This is a genomic window from Mucilaginibacter galii, assembly GCF_014635825.1.
Lineage (GTDB): Bacteria > Bacteroidota > Bacteroidia > Sphingobacteriales > Sphingobacteriaceae > Mucilaginibacter > Mucilaginibacter galii.
Genome location: NZ_BMDO01000012.1, coordinates 111,347 through 131,837, shown reverse-complemented (window position 1 = coordinate 131,837; position 20,491 = coordinate 111,347). Strand labels below are relative to the sequence as shown.

General features: G+C 44.8%; 17 protein-coding genes and 1 tRNA gene. 12 read left to right on the top strand and 6 right to left on the bottom strand.

The features are described 5' to 3' along the window. Nucleotides 1–231 precede the first annotated feature (231 nt). Nucleotides 232–1,848: a recombinase family protein gene (locus IEV61_RS20795; protein WP_373867856.1), complete on the top strand. Its 1,617-nt coding sequence runs from the start codon at nt 232–234 to the stop codon at nt 1,846–1,848. Here IEV61_RS20795 and IEV61_RS18305 read toward each other — a convergent pair. Beyond that, nucleotides 1,804–1,880: transfer RNA gene (locus IEV61_RS18305), tRNA-Met, on the bottom strand. The genes IEV61_RS20795 and IEV61_RS18305 overlap by 45 nt on opposite strands. Before the next feature lie 78 nt (nt 1,881–1,958). On the opposite strand from IEV61_RS18305, the gene era reads away from it, so the two are divergent. The 6 genes from era to IEV61_RS18275 all read left to right on the top strand — a co-directional run bounded on the left by era (nt 1,959) and on the right by IEV61_RS18275 (nt 9,694). Continuing rightward, nucleotides 1,959–2,837: a GTPase Era gene (gene era, locus IEV61_RS18300; protein ID WP_188418505.1), complete on the top strand. Its 879-nt coding sequence runs from the start codon at nt 1,959–1,961 to the stop codon at nt 2,835–2,837. 85 nt (nt 2,838–2,922) lie between these two features. Next, complete coding sequence (gene der, locus IEV61_RS18295) at nt 2,923–4,224, top strand: ribosome biogenesis GTPase Der (RefSeq protein WP_188418504.1); 1,302 nt, start codon at nt 2,923–2,925, stop codon at nt 4,222–4,224. 434 nt (nt 4,225–4,658) lie between these two features. After that, on the top strand, nt 4,659–6,386 hold the full coding sequence (locus IEV61_RS18290; RefSeq protein WP_188418503.1) for an alkaline phosphatase D family protein: 1,728 nt from the start codon (nt 4,659–4,661) through the stop codon (nt 6,384–6,386). A gap of 366 nt (nt 6,387–6,752) precedes the next feature. Continuing rightward, entirely contained in the window at nt 6,753–8,606 is a 1,854-nt protein-coding gene (locus tag IEV61_RS18285; protein ID WP_188418502.1) for a hypothetical protein, read from the top strand. A 4-nt stretch (nt 8,607–8,610) separates the two neighbouring features. Then, the gene (locus IEV61_RS18280; protein WP_188418501.1) at nt 8,611–9,240 is read left to right on the top strand and encodes a hypothetical protein; all 630 of its coding nucleotides are present in this window, start codon (nt 8,611–8,613) and stop codon (nt 9,238–9,240) included. A 199-nt stretch (nt 9,241–9,439) separates the two neighbouring features. Next, the gene (locus IEV61_RS18275; protein ID WP_188418500.1) at nt 9,440–9,694 is read left to right on the top strand and encodes a hypothetical protein; all 255 of its coding nucleotides are present in this window, start codon (nt 9,440–9,442) and stop codon (nt 9,692–9,694) included. A gap of 19 nt (nt 9,695–9,713) precedes the next feature. On the opposite strand, the gene IEV61_RS18270 is transcribed toward IEV61_RS18275, so the two are convergent. Further along, the gene (locus IEV61_RS18270) at nt 9,714–10,244 is read right to left on the bottom strand and encodes a DUF3267 domain-containing protein (protein ID WP_188418499.1); all 531 of its coding nucleotides are present in this window, start codon (nt 10,242–10,244) and stop codon (nt 9,714–9,716) included. 25 nt (nt 10,245–10,269) lie between these two features. Next, nucleotides 10,270–11,301, bottom strand: a complete 1,032-nt coding sequence (locus tag IEV61_RS18265) for a tetratricopeptide repeat protein (protein ID WP_188418498.1) — start codon at nt 11,299–11,301, stop codon at nt 10,270–10,272. 508 nt (nt 11,302–11,809) lie between these two features. Between IEV61_RS18265 and IEV61_RS18260 the strand changes: the two genes are divergently transcribed. Next, nucleotides 11,810–13,255: a hypothetical protein gene (locus tag IEV61_RS18260; RefSeq protein ID WP_188418497.1), complete on the top strand. Its 1,446-nt coding sequence runs from the start codon at nt 11,810–11,812 to the stop codon at nt 13,253–13,255. A gap of 250 nt (nt 13,256–13,505) precedes the next feature. Continuing rightward, the gene (locus IEV61_RS18255; RefSeq protein WP_188418496.1) at nt 13,506–13,652 is read left to right on the top strand and encodes a hypothetical protein; all 147 of its coding nucleotides are present in this window, start codon (nt 13,506–13,508) and stop codon (nt 13,650–13,652) included. A 56-nt stretch (nt 13,653–13,708) separates the two neighbouring features. Here the strand turns inward: IEV61_RS18255 and IEV61_RS18250 are convergent, their stop codons facing one another. The 3 genes from IEV61_RS18250 to IEV61_RS18240 all read right to left on the bottom strand — a co-directional run bounded on the left by IEV61_RS18250 (nt 13,709) and on the right by IEV61_RS18240 (nt 17,394). Next, entirely contained in the window at nt 13,709–14,641 is a 933-nt protein-coding gene (locus IEV61_RS18250) for a hypothetical protein (protein WP_188418495.1), read from the bottom strand. Between the two features lie 64 nt (nt 14,642–14,705). Beyond that, complete coding sequence (locus IEV61_RS18245) at nt 14,706–15,569, bottom strand: hypothetical protein (RefSeq protein ID WP_188418494.1); 864 nt, start codon at nt 15,567–15,569, stop codon at nt 14,706–14,708. A gap of 169 nt (nt 15,570–15,738) precedes the next feature. After that, entirely contained in the window at nt 15,739–17,394 is a 1,656-nt protein-coding gene (locus IEV61_RS18240; protein ID WP_188418493.1) for a glutamine--tRNA ligase/YqeY domain fusion protein, read from the bottom strand. A gap of 232 nt (nt 17,395–17,626) precedes the next feature. Between IEV61_RS18240 and IEV61_RS18235 the strand changes: the two genes are divergently transcribed. The 3 genes from IEV61_RS18235 to IEV61_RS18225 all read left to right on the top strand — a co-directional run bounded on the left by IEV61_RS18235 (nt 17,627) and on the right by IEV61_RS18225 (nt 20,415). Next, complete coding sequence (locus IEV61_RS18235; RefSeq protein WP_188418492.1) at nt 17,627–19,075, top strand: sigma-54-dependent transcriptional regulator; 1,449 nt, start codon at nt 17,627–17,629, stop codon at nt 19,073–19,075. A gap of 7 nt (nt 19,076–19,082) precedes the next feature. Continuing rightward, nucleotides 19,083–19,292, top strand: coding sequence for a hypothetical protein (locus IEV61_RS18230; RefSeq protein WP_188418491.1), 210 nt, complete (start codon nt 19,083–19,085; stop codon nt 19,290–19,292). 79 nt (nt 19,293–19,371) lie between these two features. Beyond that, nucleotides 19,372–20,415, top strand: a complete 1,044-nt coding sequence (locus IEV61_RS18225; protein ID WP_188418490.1) for an AI-2E family transporter — start codon at nt 19,372–19,374, stop codon at nt 20,413–20,415. Nucleotides 20,416–20,491: the final 76 nt, after the last annotated feature.

Sequence of the window (20,491 nt, the reverse complement as noted above, 5' to 3'; positions counted from 1 at the left end):
AAAAAACAACACTCTAAAAGAATAGACGATATTACTATAGCTGAGGTTAAATCGTGTTCAGCATTCGCTCATTTTACTGATGAGCAAGCCATAGAAGTTAGATCCAGTTTTAAGCAATTTACTATGATTATGTTTGACTTTTTCCAACGAAATCAGCATAAAAACCCTTTGAACAAAGACTGATTTTTCGTAAATTGTAGAGTATTATTTCTAATACTAATACATCATGCTATGGCAGAAAACTTGTTATTCAACTCCTTCGCCAAAGGTTCTCAGCAACTGACAAGGACGAAAGGCTCCAACTGTGTAATCTATACCCGCGTTAGCAGTAAAGAACAGGCTGACAAGAATCTTAGCTTAGAAACCCAAAAGAAAGCTTGTAATCAATATGCCGAACGGCAAGGGTTTAATATCCTTGCTGACTTTGGCGGGACCTACGAGAGCGCACAAAACGACGAACGTAAGGAGTTTACGGCAATGCTTTCCTATGTTAAAAAATCAAGGGCGAAGGTGTCGCATATTCTTGTCTATAGCTTAGAGCGCTTTTCGCGTAATGATAATTCTATTTGGCTGAGTAACCAATTAAGGAAGCTTGGGATAGAGATCGTATCAGTTACACAGCCGATTGACACGTCCAATCCTTCCGGTCAGATGCAGCAGAAGATGCTTTTCCTTTTTGGCGAGTTTGACAATCAGCTTCGCAAGCAGAAATGCATGGCCGGTATGAAGGAAATGTTACTTCGTGGTAATTGGCCTACTAACCCGCCAATGGGATACGATAGTATCCGTATCAATGGTGAAAGACGCATTGTTGTCAATGAGAAAGGCAAATTGTTGAAGATGGCGTTTCACTGGAAAGCCGACGAAGGTTTGTCTAATGAATCCATTCGCTTCCGCTTGCGCCAAAAGGGCTTAAAACTTCATAAGCAACGCATATCGGAGGTCTTTAAAAATCCTTTTTACTGCGGCTTACTCACTCATAACATGTTAGAAGGCCAAGTCGTAGATGGAAATCAGGAGAAACTGGTATCCCGGGATTTATTTTTAAGAGTCAACGGTATTATAGAGCAGCACGTACAAGGATATAAGGTGTTGGAAGAAAACGACGCGATACCACTAAAGCGGTTTCTTCATTGCCACACCTGTGGTAAATTGTTGAGGGGTTACATTGTCAAGAAAAAAAACATTCACTATTATAAGTGCTGTACAGCCGGTTGCTGCAACAATAGGAGTGCATCAGTTCTCAACGAGCGCTTTGCATCGATCCTGAATTACTTCAACTTAAACATATCTGCGGACGTCATCAGTCTCCTCAAAACTCAGATGATAGCAACGTTTAACCAGTTAACGAAAGACCAACAGGATTCGAGTAAGCAACTTCAAATGCGACTAGTTGAGCTTAATTTAAAGATTGGCCGCCTGGAGGAACGCTTCATCGAGGAAGAGATCAACGCCGAACTTTACCACAGATACAATTCAAAATACATAGAGGAAAAGAAGGAATTGGAGAGAGAATTATATCAAGGATCAAATGAGGTGTCGAACCTTGATAAATGCATTGATTTAACTGTTAATTTCGCCTCTAGAATGCGTTTAAAGTGGCTTTCTGGGGATTATGCGGTTAGGCAACAAATCCAATTTTTGCTGTTTCCTGAGGGTATTAACTATGATAGGAAAACGGACGGGTGTCGAACCACAAGAATAAATAATGTCTTTTTGTATCTTGCTTATTTACAGCAAATTATGACTAAAAAGAAAAGAGGCATACCAGAACTAAATCTGAATTATGCCTCTTTGTCCTCTTGGGTAGCGGGAGCAGGACTCGAACCTACGACCTTCGGGTTATGAGCCCGACGAGCTACCAACTGCTCCATCCCGCACTATGTTTGTTTTTGTTTGGACTGCAAAGATATAATTCGTTTCTTTGTACTCCAAATTTATTTTAATTATTTTTTTCTATGAGTCACCGGGCAGGTTTTGTGAGCATTATTGGTAAGCCTAACGCAGGCAAATCTACCCTGATGAATGCGCTGGTGGGCGAAAAAATGTCCATCATAACACCGAAAGCGCAAACTACGCGCCATCGCATCTTAGGTATTGTTAACGCCGAAGATTATCAAATTGTTTTTTCGGATACACCGGGAGTTATTAAACCACACTATTTATTACAGGAAAGCATGATGCACCAGGTATCGGGTTCTATTGTAGATGCCGACCTGATCCTGTTTGTAACCGACATTAACGAGGCGCACGACGAAAGCGATGTACTTGATAAATTAAAGGGATCTTCAGCACCTGTAGCCGTACTGATCAATAAAATTGATAAAAGTGATGCTGAGGCTGTAAAAGCCAAGGTAGATTACTGGCAGGAAAAATTAAGCCCAAAAGCCATTTTTGCTATATCGGCTACAATGGATCATAACATACGTGGAGTAATGGATTTTGTGGTGGAGAACCTACCCGAGCATCCACCCTATTATGAAAAGGATTTCCTAACCGACCGTAACGACCGCTTCTTTGCGGCCGAAATGATACGTGAGCAGGTATTTAAGCAATACAAAAAAGAGATTCCCTACAGTACCGAGGTCATCATCACCAGTTTTGAAGAAGGAGAAAACCTTTACCGCATCAGCGCCGAAATTATCGTAGAGCGCGATTCGCAAAAAAACATCCTCATTGGTAAAAACGGAGAGATGCTGAAAATTGTTGGCACCTATGCCCGCCGTAGCATGGAAGACTTTTTTCAAAAGAAGATATTCCTGCAAACCTTTGTAAAGGTCATAAGCGACTGGCGCAGCAAGAAAAATTACCTGAAGCAATTTGGGTACGAAGATTAATATACTGTTGACTGTTTTCGGTTGTCTGTTTTCTGCATACAAACAGGGCTGACAACTGCAAACTGACAACTGACAACTAACATATATGAGTAACATAGTAGCTATTGTGGGCCGCCCTAACGTAGGCAAATCCACTTTATATAACCGCCTTACCGAAAGCCGTAAAGCCATTGTTGATGACTTTAGCGGCGTTACGCGCGACCGCCATTACGGCATTGCCGAGTGGGTAGGCCGAAGCTTTAACGTAATTGACACGGGTGGTTATGTAGCCAATTCTGAAGACGTTTTCGAGGCCGCCATACGCGAGCAGGTAGTTATTGCCATTGAAGAAGCCACCTGTATTTTGTTCGTGGTTGATGTAACCACCGGCATTACCGACCTTGACGATGAAATTGCCTCTATACTCCGCAAAGGCAAAAAGCCCGTTTTTGTGGTGGTAAACAAGGTAGATAACAATGCCCAGCAAAGTGATGCCACCGAGTTTTACGCACTGGGTTTAGGCGATATCTACAACATTTCGTCCATGACCGGTTCGGGTACGGGCGAGTTGCTGGACGAGGTGATCAAGACTTTTGACGATGAACCTGCCGAAGAAAACACACTGCCTAAGTACGCTATTGTGGGTCGCCCTAATGTAGGTAAGTCCTCCATTATCAATGCCTTAATAGGACACGAACGTAATATTGTAACGCCTATTGCCGGTACCACACGCGATAGCATCCACATACACTACAACCGCTATGGTCATGAGTTTATGCTCATTGATACCGCCGGGATGCGTAAAAAAACCAAGGTTAAAGAGAACATTGAGTTCTATTCAGTAATGCGTACCATCAAGGCGCTGGAAGAAGCCGATGTGATCGTTCTGATGGTTGATGCTCAGGAAGGTATCGAATCGCAGGATATTAACATTTTCCACCTGGCCGAGAAGAATAAGAAAGGCATTATGGTGGTGATTAACAAGTGGGATTTGATCGAAAAGAACACGAAAACCACTAAGGTTTTTGAGGAAATGATCCACGAAAAAATTGCACCGTTTGTTGATGTGCCTATCGTATTTACCTCAGTAACAGAGAAGCAGCGTTTACTGAAAGTACTGGAAACGGCCGACATGGTTTACAAAAACCGGGCTAAAAAGATCCCTACTTCCAAGCTGAACGATGTGATGCTGCCCATTATTGAAAACTACCCGCCGCCTGCCTTGAAAGGTAAGCACGTAAAGATCAAGTACGTTACGCAAATAGCAGGCACATCGCCTATGTTTGCCTTCTTTTGCAACCTGCCACAGTACATCAAAGAGCCTTACAAACGCTTCATTGAGAACAAGTTGCGCGATAATTTCGACTTTGCAGGCGTGCCAATCCAAATCTTTTTCAGGCAAAAATAAGCATTCGGATATGGGCGTTACCCTAACGGGTCAGGCTTTACGCTTATACTGCGCGGGGCCTTAGCCACGGGCCGGTATCCGCTGCAATCCTTAACGCAAACACCATACAAAAAGCCCCGATGCACCTGCCGAAGCAGGTACATCGGGGCTTTTTTTTCTTTCAGGTTTGTACGTATTCTTGCTGCAAAACTTCAAAAAACTTCATTTTTCCTCAAAAAATTAGATGATGCATAAACCGTGCGTTTTAAGAGGAAATACTACGCATAATCTTCCCTGTTTAGGGTACCCGCACACTTGTGTCACCGGTTATTTAAATTACTGTTTTCAGGTTTCGACGCCTATCTCTCCTCCCACCTGGATTTAATCGAACAATCACGTGGAGTTTACATAGGGGCAATCTGTAGTGTATAGATTGGCAGAAACAAACTCCCGATATGGATAACGAAAACATACTCCAAAGATTAAGTCGCAGAAGGTTTCTACGTAACACCGTTATTGCCGGCGCCGGTGCCATCATCCTGCCATCGGCCCTGGTGGGTTGCGGTAAAGATGATGATGTGAATTACGCCGGACAAGGCTTTAACGAAGGCGTGGCCAGCTTTGACCCGTCTACCGATAAAGTGATCTTGTGGACCCGCTACACCCCTGCAAGCCAGGAGACGGGCAAACCGGTCATCCTGCTCGATGTAGCCCGTGATAAGAATTTTACCAGCCTGGTGGTAAGCCAGTCGGTACAGGTGGATAGCAACAGCGATAACACCGTACACGTTGATGTAAGCAACCTAACTGCCAACACCAAATACTACTACCGCTTCCGTAGCGAAACCACCAATGCTGTTTCGGTAACGGGCGAAACCAAGACCATGCCCGCCGCCGGTCAGGCAACCGAATTTAAGATGGCTGTGGTTTCCTGCGCCAATTTCCAGGCGGGGCTATTTAATGTGTATGGCGCCGTGGCCGAGTCTGATGCCGATGTGGTGGTGCACCTGGGCGATTATATTTACGAATATGGAGCCGGTGGTTATGGCACCAACGCCTCCACCACAACACTTAACCGTGCGCACAAACCCGCAGGCGAAATATTGAAGCTGGCCGACTACCGCGAACGCTATCGCCAGTACCGCAGCGACGAGCAGTTGCAAAAAGCCCACCAGCTAAAGCCCTTCATCTGCGTTTGGGACGACCACGAAGTAGCCAACGATGCCTATAAAGACGGCGCAGAAAACCACCAGGCCAACGAGGGCGATTTTGCCACCCGTAAACTAAGCGCCATACAGGTATGGCACGAGTACCTGCCTGCCCGTGTGCAGGATAATGCCAAGATCTACCGCAACTTCGAAATTGCAGGCATGGTGAACCTTATTATGCTTGATACCCGCATTGTAGGCCGCGATAAGCAATTGAGCTATACCGATTATTTAACCCAAACCGGCATTAACAGCAATGCGTTCTTAGCTGCCTGGCAAAACCCGCAACGCAGCATTTTAGGTGCCGAACAAAAAAGCTGGCTTACCACCAAGCTAAGCAGCAGTACCGTAAAATGGCAGGTACTGGGCAACCAGGTGCTCATGGGCAAAATGTATATGCCTGCCGAATTACTGCTACTAACCGCGCAGATAGCCGGAGGCACCGCCACACCTGCTTTGCTTGCCCAGTACAATACCCTGGTTACACAACTGGCCACCATTAAAGGCCGCATGCTGCAAAACGACCCTACCCTCACCGCCGCCGAAAAGGCCAGGGTACAAACCGTATTGCCTTACAACCTCGATGCCTGGGACGGTTATCCCGTAGAGCGCGAAGCCGTTTATGCCGTCGCCAACGGCAAAAAGCTGATCTCGCTGGCGGGCGATACCCATAACGCCTGGTACTCCGACCTTACCGATGTTAACGGCCGCCGCGCCGGTGCCGAATTTGCCACCGCCTCGGTATCATCGCCGGGTTTTGAAGCCATTTTTGGAACCGACCCGGCCACCGTAGCCGCCTTTGAGCAAGCCAACGCCCTGCTTATCGAAGACCTGCAATATATGGATGCCTCGCGTCGTGGTTATGTGATGGCCTCCTTCACGGCCAGTCAGGCCAAATCGGAATGGCGCCATGTAAACACCATAGCCAGCAAAAGCACCACCACGGTAACCACCAAAACCGTTACCGAGTCGTAAGCGGCAAACACTCAATGAAAGGCCTGCTATACGCAGGCCTTTCATTGAGTGTTTTACAGCGCCATTCCCTTAAGCACAGGTTGGTTAGATATTGTCTGATAATTCATCAAAGTGCAAGGATGAATCTTATAAAGCGACAGGTCTTGACTCCTGACTCTATACTCTTGACTCTTTCTTCGGCGTTCCCTACGAGCCGGGATATCCGCTCATACCCTTAAACCCATGATGCACTTCAACTTTTGACCACGTGCCGCGGCAACACCAATCCGAATTGTAAAACTTTTCCAAAACAGGAAAAACATTTCTCTTGTGGGTTGATATTCAATTGCGTAATTTGCCCAAAGGTTAAACCACCTTATCGCAATAATGAAAAGAACTTACTCACAGCTACGGTTTGCTGCCGTTGTTTTACTCCTGCTTTTATTATTTACTACCAACTCCTGTCGTAAAGACCGCGTTGAAGGTTATGCCACTTTATCGGCAACTACACTACTTGAACGCCTGGATGAAAAAGCTCGGATCAAACCCGAGGAAATTAGCCGCTGGATGCAAAACGTACCAGCAGCGTTTTTAGAGCAGGTACACCTCGACAAAACCACTCAGAACGTTATTAATGGCAGGCATGTCATGCGGGTTCCTATAGCATCCGATGCCGCTCTGTACTTTACACGTGAGCCGCAGGGCGGGGCTTTAAAAGCGTGGGCTTATAAATGGCAGGATAAGCCCGGCACTACGTACTACAGCGGTACCATCATTGCTTATTCTTTTCAGGATGGCGGTACAACAGGCATGATTTACGAGAACGGTAAAATGGTGAAGTATGGGTATGCACCCGGCAATGTCCCGCTGTTGAAAACCGCGGCTATGGCAGATAAGCCCGTTGGTAAAAAGAAAAATGCAGACCTACCCGAACAAACAGCCGGTATACTTGGCCGAATTTGGTGTTGGCTTACAGGCGGGGAATGGCTTTATACTGATGACGTGAACCATGGAATTTGTGGCTTTCAGGAAACAACCGGGCAGCAAACGCCAGAAAAAGACCCTTTTGATACTTTGTTTGGTGCAGGGGCAGGCAGTGTATTTACCAATAATACGGCAGGTGTGTATGTAACCACCGCACCTTATCATGGCCCTGCGCCTGCTACAGGCGGTTCGCCGGGTGTGCCTTTGGGCGGTTGGGGCAGTTCTACGCCTTCATACGGTGGCAGTGGGCTGTATCTGGTACAATGGGTGTACACCGGCGGGGCTACTACCGACCCCGGGCCTGACGGCACTGGCGGCCCTTCGGGTCCTGTAGGCCCTCACCCGGGTAACGTATCATCAGGATATTGGGAAAATGTACCGGTTGACAACGGTTTAATTGCCACTAACTTGATCAATATCATTGTAGTGGCAGACCCATCCAAGCAAACTTATTTATACAGTAACCCCGCTATTGCTACTGAGCTGTACAGGTACCTTCTTGACCATGGTGCTACGCAGGAAAATAAAGACTTTCTTAGCTGGGCGGTTGATTATTTGATGGCGAACCCGCAGGTGAGTTTGGAGGTGTTTAAGAACCAGTTTATGCCTACTATTGAAATAATTGCTGACCCCAACGCTAACAATTGGACTGATAATGATGATGAAGTGTTAAATGACCCCGATCAAACGGTTTATCAGCCATATCAGGATTCACATCCATGGCCTACAATTGACCGAGTAATTCCTTTTGAAAAATTTGTTCCAATGAGAAAAGATGCACAGGGACACGATGTAAATTGTTTAATACTCTCAAAAGAACAGTTGGGTAAAGCTGGTTATACCTGTTCTGGCTATTTGCCCGGAAGTCAAACATTTCAAACTTATACAGAAAATGGTGGTGTTAATTTAAATCGTACAAAAGAAGCTGTCACTTATTTAATAGATGCCTTAAGTAAAAATATTCCGGTTTTTGTAGCAGTTGACAACAGACCAGGAACTCCATCATCTAAAAATTTAGATAATTCAACAGACCACTTTATTGTTGTAGTAGCAATGGGTTCAGATACAAAAGGCAAATACTTTCAATTTATGGATAATTCAACTAACCATATTTCTTTGGGAGCAAGCTATAATAACAGATTGTATTATAATTCTTCTACAGGAAAAATATCTGGTAAAACAATGAGCCAATATGGTAGCCTCGCAGGATTTCACGATTACATTGTTACCCAAGTAAGAAAAAGCATAAAAAAATAATTATATGAAAAAAATGATTTACCTTTTTATAGCTGTAAATTTTCTATCTATTAAAAGTTATTCGCAAAAAAAAATGCTAATTGAAACCAATAATCAGATAAAGAACACAGTTGTTAACTTTCTGAATTGGTATAGATTACATAAAGACAATCTTGAACGGTCTGCAATAGTTTCTGGTTTTAATCAAGATACTGTTAAGAAGGACAGTGTATTAAAGGTAAATATGCCAGCAGTAGAACAATATCTAATAAATTTCAAAAAATCAAATTATGTGTCCGAGTCTTTTTTAAATAATCTAAGGAGCGTTTATAAAGGTGTCTCAGACAATTTGATTAAGCACCCCATCACTGATTATTTTGGTCCTGTACCTGGTCTCGAATCAGACCTTGTATTTGGATTTGAACCTGAGGAAATTCTTGGCCATATTAAGACGGGAAAATTTACAAAAATCTATACAGTGTACGATAAGGCTATAGTGAAATTTGACATTTCAAGATATAATCAGTGCATATTCACTATGACAAAAGTTGAAGGTAAATGGTTAATTGATTATTTTGGTTATGATGGAACCAATAGGGACAAATACTTGAAATACCCCCCCCGCTGGCGCACGCGTGCCGCGTGTGCTTTATAACAAAAAAAGACAAACGAACATATAATATTAACATTTCACTGTTTAATTCAACAGCTTGTATATGACACACGCGACACGCGTGCGCCAGCAAAGGGGCTGGGTGTTTGAGATGAATATTTCTCCTGATGGAAGTCTAATGAATAAGAACAATGCCATACAATGGATTAGGTTTTATTCATATAATTTCTAAATTCAAATTATGAAAAGCGCACATTTTAAGCTATTCTTATTTGCTTTTATGATGACAGTGTTTGCCTGTACAAATAATAGAGATAAAAACGACAGTGCTTCAATTACCCTAATAGAAGTAGCAACAGGCTACTGCCACGGTGATTGTTCTTTTACTGCTATTCAGATTGATAAGTTATCTAACTACAAGTATTATGGAGGCACAAACGCCCCAACTGCTGGCGCACGCGTGCCGCGTGTGCTTAATCTATACTATAGCACATAAACGCTGGCTTGACAAACACCTACGCCACCAAAGCCACAATTAAATTAGGCAACCCGACCGCTACTGCTACGCCGTAAGCCAGGTCGAGCCAGAAAAAGCTGCCGAGCGAACCTAGGTAAATGAGGCCAATAACGGGGTAGCCTATAATTTTAACCGGCAGCGAGGTTTCTTCTTCTTTCAGGTCTTCCCATATGTTTTTGGCATCGCCGGTACTGGGGAAGGCATGCATAGCCACCGATACACCAAGATAAATGAGCAAGTAATCTACCGGCATGGGGTTGTCAAATTTAAACATGGGCAGGGCGGCAGGCAGGGCAATTAAGGCGCCTAAAATGGTGTTCACCACAAAAGGGCCCACGCTAATCATCATGTTATGCCATTTGTTGGCCACACGCTCGTGCAATACGTAGCCAGCCGGGTTGCCAACGCGTATATAAACCACTTCAAACACGGGCACCTTAAACCAGCGGCAAAACAGCTGGTGAGCCAGTTCGTGCACAATAACACCGGGAAAGGTAGCCAGTGCAATTAAAAAACCTGGGATAAACATTGCTTGGTGGGTTTGTGGTTTACGATCAGAATTTCTTTTTACCGGTAATTACTTCGTTGGCATACTGCATGTAGCCTGCCAGGGCGCTATCCTGCTGTGCATGCTTCATAATGGCATCGCGCTGGCGGGTTTGCTTGTTTAAATGGTAGGCAAGCGCCAGTGTAGCTTCGTTATAATAAAAACTGCTGTCTAACTGCTTTGCTTTTACGGCCATGCTAAGTCCGTCTTTAAAACGGCCCTGCTTAAGTAGGGTACGGGCTTTGGATGATAGCGCCATAACCTGCTCAGGGTTCTCCTTTAATAATTTATCGCAGCATGCAACCGAAGCCTCCAACTGCCCTAATTCTCTTTTGGCAATGCTCTGCATAAACAAGGCATACACGTGATGCGGGTTGATTTTTATTATTTCGGCCAGCAGGGTATCGCTTTTGCCATAATTCTCTTTATTAAAAACCGTACTGGCGTAGGCGTATTGCGTAAATAAATCTTCGGGGTGTTGTTGTATGTAATGCTGGTAAGTGGTGTCGGGGATGCCGTTCTTATATTGCTCGTCTAATTTATTCAGCGTATCGCTGGCGTAATAGTCTTTGGCGTAGGCACTCAGATTGTTTAGTTCCCGCAACAGTTCGGCGTCTTCAAACTCTTTACCTACCAGCTTATTCATCATATCGCCGTAGGTAACCATATCGGCATTGTAAAAAGAGGCTATGGCCATGTGGGCCTGTATTTGCTGACTGCCGGGCACAATGACCAAAGCTTTTTTAAGCTCTTTTTGCTCGGAGCCGTACAGGTGCGCTTTTTCGTACCGTTCGGCACGCGAAAGCGCAATAGCGGCGGTAAAGTTTTGAGGAGATAATACCAGCGACACCACCATAAGCACCACAATGGCGGCACCAAACAGTTTTACCCAAAGCGGAATGGGGAATTTGATAAGCGATTGGCGGCAGGAGGCGCAAAGGCGGGTGGCGTGCCCTTCCACATAATGGGGGTTACCGCATTGTGCGCAAGCCGGTTCGGGAGCCACGGGTTCGGCGTTAGTATTGAGGTCTTCTTGCATGAGTGATAAAGTATTCTAAAGTACTTAATTTTCAGAAGAATCAAATACATATATATCATGCTTTGGCATCAATAATAAGTATAACAGGAAACTTACCTAAACACTATAGCAAGCTTGATCTTGCTCCTATCTGCATTTTAAATTATTAACGCTACTGACACACTTGTGTCACCACTATAGCCTTTGGTATTGCTCATATTTGCAGCATACCCTTTTAAGGATAACCAACCGGCGTACTGCAGTGCGTCGTCTATTACCCGGCTATCCCATCCACAAAAATTACTTCTCACCTACTTCTGATGATGAAAACACAACAGCTCCTGTTTGGCACAGCAGCAGCAATTTCCCGTGCTCCGCCTTTGTTGGGCCAGTTTTCCAGTTCCGGCTCAAAACCCTGGTCGGGCTACTAAAAATTATATTACACAAGTGCTGCTCAAGAGGGCATCATAAACCTTGCTTTACGGGTGTAAAGCAAATCCTCAAACAAATTATCAATAAACATAACACCATGGCTGATTATCAAATTAGTATTAACGGAACCACCATTACCGCAACACCACGTGTAAGCGGCGCTCCAACATTTACCGGCACCGATGCCTATACCGTTATTCAAAATGCTATTAATGCGCTATCGTCGGGCAATGGCGGCAGTATCGACATTGCTACGGGTACTTACCAATTATCAAACGAACTGACCATTACCGGCTGGAGCACCGATAGTCCGCCAAACGGATCGTTGAAAATAAGCGGATCGGGCAAAAGCACGCAGTTTATCCAAACTACGGCGGGTAAACATGCCATTGTGGTTAAAAACAAGGCCAGCATTGCCTTTGCCGATTTCCATATTTATACCGGCGCTTCGGCCAAATCGGGCATCTTCTTATCCAACCTGGGTGCAAACGAGTGTTCGGTGTTTGGCGGTGTGTTATATAACGTTTCGCTGTTATCTAACTCCACTACCGATGCTGCTTTCCACGCCGTCAACTTCTTCGATTTGCAGGTGGACCACCTGTATGCCCTGGGCAGCGACAACCACGGCATCCTGCTCGAAAACAACAGCCCTACCACTTTTTACGGTAACAGCCACTTTGGTTTTGTACGCTGCGCCGGTAGCAACACCGCGCCTTATGCCGGTTTAAAGCTCAATAGCACCGCCTACCCGTACACCTACATTAACCTGTTAACGTTCGATAACATTGAGGCCATTACCGGTTATTACGGTATTTACTTAATGGGTGCCAATGCCAACACCTTCCACCATGTGGATATTGAATACCTGAAATACCCCATTTATGTTGATGGTACCGCCAATAACGAAAGCATTGGCAACCGCTTTAACGGCGGCTACACTTTAGCACAAGGCACGGGCGCTACCGCAGTTACCACGGCAGCAGCTACCGGTGGCAATACGTTCAACCTGTTTATAGATGGCGATGCAGCCGTGGTGCCCATTAACGATCAATCTATTTACCGGGCGCCAAGCCGTTACGATGTAACTTTTGGTTTCCCTATTGTACCGGCTAATATTGTGGCACCTAATGCGCAAACTATATTAACCTACCGCAAAGCCAGCGATGGCAATACCGTAACCCGCTACCCTACGCCACCCGCAGGCGATAATAGCACCCAGGTGGCTACCACTGCCTTTGTTAACCAGGCCAACCTGGTTCAGCGTAAAACAAGACGCGCTGTAGCTAACAGTGCTGCAACACTGCAAGCGACAGACTATTTGGTTGCCTATACCTCGTTAACGGCCAGCAGGGCACTTACGTTAGGCTCGGCATCGGCATTCAGCGGTTTACACTTTGTGCTTAAAGATGAATCGGGATCGGCAGGTACGTATAACATTACGCTTGTTGGTACGGTGAACGGCACGGCCAACCCGGTAGCCATTAATTCGGCCTATGGTGTATACCGTTTTTATTCTAACGGCACCGCCTGGTTTACCGAGTAAACCTTTAGCACCGTAATAAACAAGCCGGCTACTGCAAGTTACATGGATTAACTTGCGGCAGCCGGCTTGCGGCGTTTTAGCACACCTTAGCAGCGTGTTATGTATTGAAATTTACCTATCCTGACTGCAAAAATATACGGGTAATAAGTGCCGATATGGCGTTTAGGCCTAATTTTACATCAATTTAGCGGTTTGCAAAAAATGGCATTGTTATCGTATAGATACAGTATCACACTTAATCATCACCATTATGAAAATGTCTACGCAAACTACCATCCTGTTAAAAGCTCTTGATATTGAATTGAAAAAGATCATTGAGCAAGACCTGCAAAAATACAGAGCCGCACAACAGGCTAAAAAGAATAAAATGTTCCTGCAACAACTGTTAGCTGCTTAATTAAGCAACTGCGTTAAGAGGGTTAATAGATCATAAAAGTTATAACTGGCAGGTATTTACTTACCTGCCAGTTTTAGTTCTTTCTTGATCATCTCTTTCCTGATAATTTCGGGTGTATTAGCGCCTACGTAATCTTGCTGAGCTACCAGTATAGCGGCAGGGTTATCGGCCGTGTAAAACTTAGGCGTTATAAAGCCATACAGGCTCTTAGAGGTCTTCATACTCTGACCACGACTGCCCTCAAAATCTATAGATTTCAAATAAGTAAGCAGCAACCCAATATTCGGCTTACCACTCCCGCCCGATTTGCTATTCACGCCCAAAGCGGTACCGGGCAATACAGTTTGCCCTACTTCAACCATAAAGCTTCCTTTTTTGAAACCACGGTAAGTTGCCAGCGTGCCATCGGCATGCTCAATAATTAATTCGTTTATAGAACTGGTATAGGTTACATCACCTGCGGCGGTTTCGTACAGGTCTTTCACGGCTACAACCACTCCTTTGCGCACGGCGGTTACTGTGTCTTCGGTTTCGGTATAAAAGCGGTATACTTTCCAGTCGTCGGGGGTGGTGCTGCCAAAGTAGGTAGCATTTACAAAGCCCGATTCGGTTACCTTTACCTTACTGCCTTTTTTGCAGGGCAAAAGGTATACAAAATCGGGGTCGTACTTGGGCTGATATTTACCTCGGATGTAAGTATAAGTATACGAAAAGCCAACTCCCTGCTCTTTATTGGATGGGGTTAAGGTAGTGAGCCTCCCCGAGTAGCCCCTGGCACCATACTCCTGCCTGCCCACATTGTAAGTATTGGTGAGGTTACTAAAGCTAAGCACAACTGTATAAGTGCCCGGGTCGGCTTTCTCAAAGTTAAAATCGACGCTTTTATTGCTGCCAACAACGTAATTCACTTTTACGGAAGCATCTTGCGCAGTAGCGGTGTACATGACCAGCCAAAGCAAAGCGAGCACAGGAATGATCTTTTTAATCATGATGAAGGAAAGGTTTAGTGAGATGCAAAGTACAGTAAGAAAGTTTCAATAATTTACAGGCAATTCAATCAATTTTTAATATATTATTGGCTACCGAGTGGTAAATTATTTCCATAGAAGCTGTGGGCATAAAGGGCATACTAATTTTCACATCCAGTTCGTTAGATAATTCGCTGGGCATTTTCTTTTCCAGGTCGAACGTCATTTTACCGGTACCGTTGCCGGTTACCACGGCGGTAAAACGAGCATCGTTCGTAAAGTTGCCGCTTATTTTCTGCACAATATCAAAATAAGCCTTGCCATCGGTTAAGGAAATTAGTTTGTAAATACATTCACGTTTAACACTTATTGGTGTAGGCCCAATATCCATCAGGTTAAGCGCATCTTTACGGGTGTAAGTATCGCCGGGCTGCAGGTCTTTTCCCGAACCTTCGGGAAGTTTAAAAAAATTGATCATGTCCTGCCGGTTAATGTCAGACTCGGCCAGGTGAACATCATCTATAGTTTCAATTTTTATCTTTCCTTTAGCATTAATGGTTGCTTTGCCAGCTTTACCGGCAAGAGGTTTAATCGTATTATCGTTAGGGTCTGCAAGTTCGGCCTGGCTTACCTGCCTTAGCAGCTTGGCCTGGTCATACTTAACGCTTAAAGGGGTTTGCTGTGAAGCAGTAATGCTGCCGGTAGTTGCCGTTGCTTTAATAGAGGTAGCTTCTACTACACGCAGCGGAAATTTCATTCCTGCTTCTTCCAATTTCAGCATGGGCACCGGCGATTTGCTATTGAGCGTAACCTCATACTCAATATAACCTTTGAAGCTCAGCGCGTAATTTTTTTCGGCCAGAAACTGTGGTTTAATTTCAACTTTTTGCTGGGCAACGCTCCAATGAGCGCACAAGACTAATGCAAAGAATGTGATGCATACTTTCATATTTATAGTGATAGTTTAGGAAGCATCAATATATGGATTTTATTCGATACTGATAGTGTTTGCTCATTTTACAATATCTCTGTAATTGGGCCAAAAATCTCAAAAAATCAACCTATAAAAAAAGCCACCTTCACAGGCAGCTTTTCTATCAATATGAAAACGTTAAATTTTATTTTTTCACCCAGCCGTCTTTAAGGGTTACGGTGCGGTTAAACACCAGCTTATCGGCGGTGCTGTGTTTATCTAAGGTAAAGTAACCTTTGCGGATGAACTGGTAGCCTTTGCCTGGTGTGGCAGTGGCAAGATCGTTCTCTACATAGGCGGTAATTATTTGCAGGCTGTTAGGGTTCAGGTCGTCTTTAAAGTCGCCTTCTTCGGCAGCCGGGTTTTCTGATTTGAACAGGCGGTCGTACAACCTTACCTCGGCAGTTTTAGCATGAGGCACGCTTACCCAATGGATGGTACCCTTCACGTTGATGCCGCTGGTATCGCTGCCCGATTTTGATTCGGGAATGTAGGTACAATGTACCTCCGTAATGTTGCCTTCGGCATCTTTCACAAAGCTTTCACACTTTACAATGTAAGCGTTCTTCAAGCGCACCATAAGGCCCACACCCAGGCGGAAAAACTTCTTGGGCGGCACTTCCATAAAATCTTCGCGCTCTATATACAGCTCGCTGCTGAAAGGAATATCGCGGCCACCTTCGCCACCCTCAACCTCGGGGTTGTTTTCACCGTGCAGGGTTTCGGTTTGGCCTTCGGGATAGTTGGTAATTACCAGCTTAATGGGGTCTAACACTGCCATACGGCGCCAGGCCGTTTTGTTAAGGTCTTCGCGGATGCAAAATTCCAGCAAACCAACGTCTATCAAATTTTCGCGCTTGGCCACGCCAATACGCTCGCAAAAATCGCGGATGGAAGCTGGGGTATAGCCACGGCGGCGTAAACCGCTAATGGTTGGCATACGCGGATCGTCCCAGTCTTCTACATGGCCTTCGTTTACCAGTTGCAGCAGCTTACGCTTGCTCATTACGGTATAGGTCAAATTCAGGCGGGCCATTTCGTACTGGCGCGACGGGAAGATCTCCAGTTTTTCGATAAACCACTCGTATAACGGGCGGTGCGGTATAAACTCCAGCGTACAAATAGAGTGCGTAATTTCTTCAATAGCGTCCGATTGTCCGTGTGCAAAATCGTACATGGGGTAAATACACCATTTATCGCCCGTGCGGTGGTGGTGTGCATGGCGTATGCGGTACATCAGCGGATCGCGCAGGTGCATATTGGGCGATGCCATATCAACCTTGGCACGCAGCACCTTAGCACCATCGGGGTACTTGCCGGCTTTCATATCTTCAAACAGCTGCACGTTTTCTTCAATGCTACGGCTGCGGTATTGGTTGGCTACGCCAGGCTCGGTAGGGCTACCTTTTTGGGCGGCTATTTCTTCGGCGGTGCTATCATCCACATAAGCCAGGTCTTGTTTAATCAAGTTTAAGGCAAAAGCGTAAAGCAGGTCAAAATAATCGGAGGCATATAGCTCGTTGGCCCATTCAAAGCCTAACCAGCGTACGTCTCCCTTTATGCTTTCTACGTATTCGGTATCTTCGGTAACGGGGTTGGTATCGTCAAAACGCAGGTTGGTTTTGCCATTATAGCGCTGGGCCAGTCCAAAATTCAAACAAATAGATTTGGCGTGGCCTATGTGCAGGTAACCATTTGGCTCGGGCGGAAAACGGGTATGCACCCGGCCCTGGTGCTTGCCGGCCTGAAGGTCATTTTCAACAATTTCTTCTATAAAATTCAGTGCTCTTTCTTCGCTCATGATCGTATCTATCAAAGCAAAAATAGCAAAAAATAGCAGTCGTACGCATCAATTTGGCCCTGGGTTGCGTATAAGTTTGCAAAAACCAGGAGTGCATTTTACTACGCAGTAATCTTTTATTGTTTTTTAGTTAATTAAATCGATACTGATTGCTGAAATGTCACAAATTTTATCATTTTTGTAGATAACGCTACCTGTTTAAAATAGTTAACCTTAAGAGTAATTTGCCGATATGAAGAAAATTCTCATCATTGATGATGAAGTAAATACCGCGCTGCTCCTGTCCAAGTTTTTAACCCGCAATGGTTTCGAGGTCACTACGGCTTCGAGCGGGGCTAACGGGCTGGAAAAGTTAAAAAGCGGCGATTTCAATTTGGTGCTATGCGATTACCGCCTGGAAGACACAGATGGGCGTGAGATTTTAAAGACCATTAAATTACAGTATCCTAAAACCGGTGTGATTATTATTACCGGCTACTCGGATATTAAAATGGCTGTGGAACTTATTAAGATGGGCGCTTATGATTACATTACCAAGCCCCTGTACCCCGATGAGATCCTGACCACCGTTAACAAGGCTATAGAAACCCACTACGCACTTTTAGAAGCTGCCGAACAGGAAGCTGAAACCACTCCTGCCGCTGCTGCTAAAAGTACAGGTAAAGACGGCCGTAAACAGATACTTTCTACCGAGTTTGTAAGCGGCAACAGCCGTGCTTCGCGAGATTTGGTGAGGCAGATAGAACTGGTATCGCCCACCAATTACAGCGTAATTATTATGGGTGAGAGCGGTACCGGTAAAGAGTCGGTAGCTAAAAGCATACACCTCAACAGCCCGCGCAAGCATCAGCCTTTTATTGCTATGGACTGCGGCTCGTTAACCAAAGAACTGGCCCAAAGTGAGTTTTTTGGTCATGAAAAAGGCTCATTCACGGGTGCTTTGTATACCAAAATCGGTCATTTTGAAATGGCTAACGGCGGTACTTTGTTCTTGGATGAAGTAGGTAATTTATCATACGATATACAAGCCGCCCTGTTACGTACCGTGCAGGAGCGCAAAGTTAAACGCATAGGCTCTACCAAAGAGATTGACCTGGATGTGCGCATTATTGTGGCCACCAACGAAAACTTACAGGATGCCATTCAAAAAGGTCGTTTCCGTGAGGATCTGTATCACCGTTTTAACGAGTTCAGCATTTATATGCCGCCCCTGCGCGAGCGTGGTAACGATGTAATGCAACTGGCCGAGCACTTTTTAAAGAGTGCTAACCAGGAGTTAGGCCGCAATGTAAGCGCTTTTTCGCCCGAGGTGGTTGAATGCTTTATGAGCTACCGCTGGCAAGGTAACATACGCGAGCTAAAAAACGTGGTACGCCGCGCCACCTTGCTTACCGAGGGCAATGAGATACAAATGAAAGCCCTGCCCTTAGAAATGCTGGCTTACAGTAAGGCGCCTACACAGCCGGAGTCATCATCTTTTAACGGAGGAGGCCATCATGAAGCCCCGGTTGTAAAAGAGGTACGCCACGATTTAAAGAATGCAGCCTTAGAGGCAGAGTACGATACCATTTTGAAAGTATTGCGCGAGGTTAACTTTAACAAAACCAAAGCGGCCGAAATATTAAAGATAGACCGTAAAACACTCTATAATAAAATGAAGGCTATAAACCTGGGTAAGTAATAATATAATGGAATTGCCGGAGGACTACAAACCTGTTGATGAACAGGTACTGCGCACCCTGAAACATGATGTAAAAAATCAGCTTTCAAACATTAACCTGGCCATAGAACAGTTGCGTTACGAGTTGGAAAACCCCACCGAAGACTGTATTTTTTATATGGATACTATTGCAGCAAGCTGCAGGGCTATCAATAATATGATGAAAGATGTAGGGTAAAGCGCTTGCCCTTATTTTACCTTTTAAAGCGCCGAACATTAAGGCGCTTTTTTGTTTATTAAAATGTTCAACATCAGCCATGTCAGTATTTAGTTATCAGCAGCGTAACAACATTATCCTGGTCAGTATCATTGTGCTGGGTTGTTTTCTTCTTTACGCATTAAGCACCATCTTTACTTCTATATTGGGTGCCATTGTACTCTACGTAATATTCAGGCCGCTATACCTTAATTTAACCGAAAAGCGCGGATGGCACAAGGTATTATCGGCCTTAACCATTATTGTACTGTCGCTCATTTGTATCGTAATTCCTTTCCTGCTGCTGAGCTTTATGGTGATCGATAAAATACTGAGCTTTAAAAGCAGTTCTTTGCCTATAGATTCGTGGGTAGACAAGATAGACATGGTAACGGCCGAGTACCTGAACCAACCCCGCTTTGCCGAAGATACCCTGAAAAAATTAGGCACCTATGCTGCCGATCTTTTCCCTTCGTTACTGGGCAGCGCAGCCAGCATTATTCTAACCCTGCTGGTGATGTACTTCATCCTCTATTTTATGTTTGTGCAGCTGCGCGAGTTTGAGGCAGGCTTGCTGCGCTACGCTCCTTTTAGTCAGCAGCATGCTTTGAAATTTGCAGTGGCCTTAAAAAATGCAACTTACTCCAACGTTTTGGGGCAGGGCATAATATCGCTGGTTCAGGGTGTATTGCTGGCTAACGGCTTTTGGATAGCAGGCATCCCCGATGCTGTTTTTTGGGGGGTAATAGCCACTTTTATTTCATTTTTACCTGTAGTGGGTGCCCCTACCTTATCTATACCCGCCGGCTTGTATTTAATGTTGATTGGGCATACCTGGAGCGGCATAGGCATTATGATATACGGTTTGCTGTTTATTGGTAATTTAGATCATGTGCTGCGCATGGTTATTAATAAACGTATAGCCAATACACATCCTATCATTTCTATTGTAGGTGTATTTATAGGCATCCCCTTGTTTGGTATTTTAGGGCTGGTTTTTGGCCCGGTGCTGCTGTCTTATTTCATACTGATGACGGAGATCTACGAAACTAACCGCCTTGCTGCCGACCGCCTTGAGCGGATACGAACTGCACCCGACGAATAACTTTTTTTAATACTGGTTTTAAACAAAGCGTTAGCTTAGCGGTTAACCTTATAACTGATTACAAAGTATAACACAA

What these genes read in the sequence shown, in the direction of transcription:
- IEV61_RS18260 (WP_188418497.1), top strand. Translation starts at nt 11,810, where the DNA reads ATGGCTGATTATCAAATTAGTATTAACGGAACCACCATTACCGCAACA.
- era (WP_188418505.1), top strand. Translation starts at nt 1,959, where the DNA reads ATGAGTCACCGGGCAGGTTTTGTGAGCATTATTGGTAAGCCTAACGCA.
- IEV61_RS18270 (WP_188418499.1), bottom strand. Translation starts at nt 10,244, where the DNA reads ATGTTTATCCCAGGTTTTTTAATTGCACTGGCTACCTTTCCCGGTGTT.
- IEV61_RS18240 (WP_188418493.1), bottom strand. Translation starts at nt 17,394, where the DNA reads ATGAGCGAAGAAAGAGCACTGAATTTTATAGAAGAAATTGTTGAAAAT.
- IEV61_RS18235 (WP_188418492.1), top strand. Translation starts at nt 17,627, where the DNA reads ATGAAGAAAATTCTCATCATTGATGATGAAGTAAATACCGCGCTGCTC.
- IEV61_RS20795 (WP_373867856.1), top strand. Translation starts at nt 232, where the DNA reads ATGGCAGAAAACTTGTTATTCAACTCCTTCGCCAAAGGTTCTCAGCAA.
- IEV61_RS18245 (WP_188418494.1), bottom strand. Translation starts at nt 15,569, where the DNA reads ATGAAAGTATGCATCACATTCTTTGCATTAGTCTTGTGCGCTCATTGG.
- IEV61_RS18280 (WP_188418501.1), top strand. Translation starts at nt 8,611, where the DNA reads ATGAAAAAAATGATTTACCTTTTTATAGCTGTAAATTTTCTATCTATT.
- IEV61_RS18230 (WP_188418491.1), top strand. Translation starts at nt 19,083, where the DNA reads ATGGAATTGCCGGAGGACTACAAACCTGTTGATGAACAGGTACTGCGC.
- IEV61_RS18225 (WP_188418490.1), top strand. Translation starts at nt 19,372, where the DNA reads ATGTCAGTATTTAGTTATCAGCAGCGTAACAACATTATCCTGGTCAGT.
- IEV61_RS18275 (WP_188418500.1), top strand. Translation starts at nt 9,440, where the DNA reads ATGAAAAGCGCACATTTTAAGCTATTCTTATTTGCTTTTATGATGACA.
- IEV61_RS18265 (WP_188418498.1), bottom strand. Translation starts at nt 11,301, where the DNA reads ATGCAAGAAGACCTCAATACTAACGCCGAACCCGTGGCTCCCGAACCG.
- IEV61_RS18250 (WP_188418495.1), bottom strand. Translation starts at nt 14,641, where the DNA reads ATGATTAAAAAGATCATTCCTGTGCTCGCTTTGCTTTGGCTGGTCATG.
- IEV61_RS18285 (WP_188418502.1), top strand. Translation starts at nt 6,753, where the DNA reads ATGAAAAGAACTTACTCACAGCTACGGTTTGCTGCCGTTGTTTTACTC.
- IEV61_RS18255 (WP_188418496.1), top strand. Translation starts at nt 13,506, where the DNA reads ATGAAAATGTCTACGCAAACTACCATCCTGTTAAAAGCTCTTGATATT.
- IEV61_RS18290 (WP_188418503.1), top strand. Translation starts at nt 4,659, where the DNA reads ATGGATAACGAAAACATACTCCAAAGATTAAGTCGCAGAAGGTTTCTA.
- der (WP_188418504.1), top strand. Translation starts at nt 2,923, where the DNA reads ATGAGTAACATAGTAGCTATTGTGGGCCGCCCTAACGTAGGCAAATCC.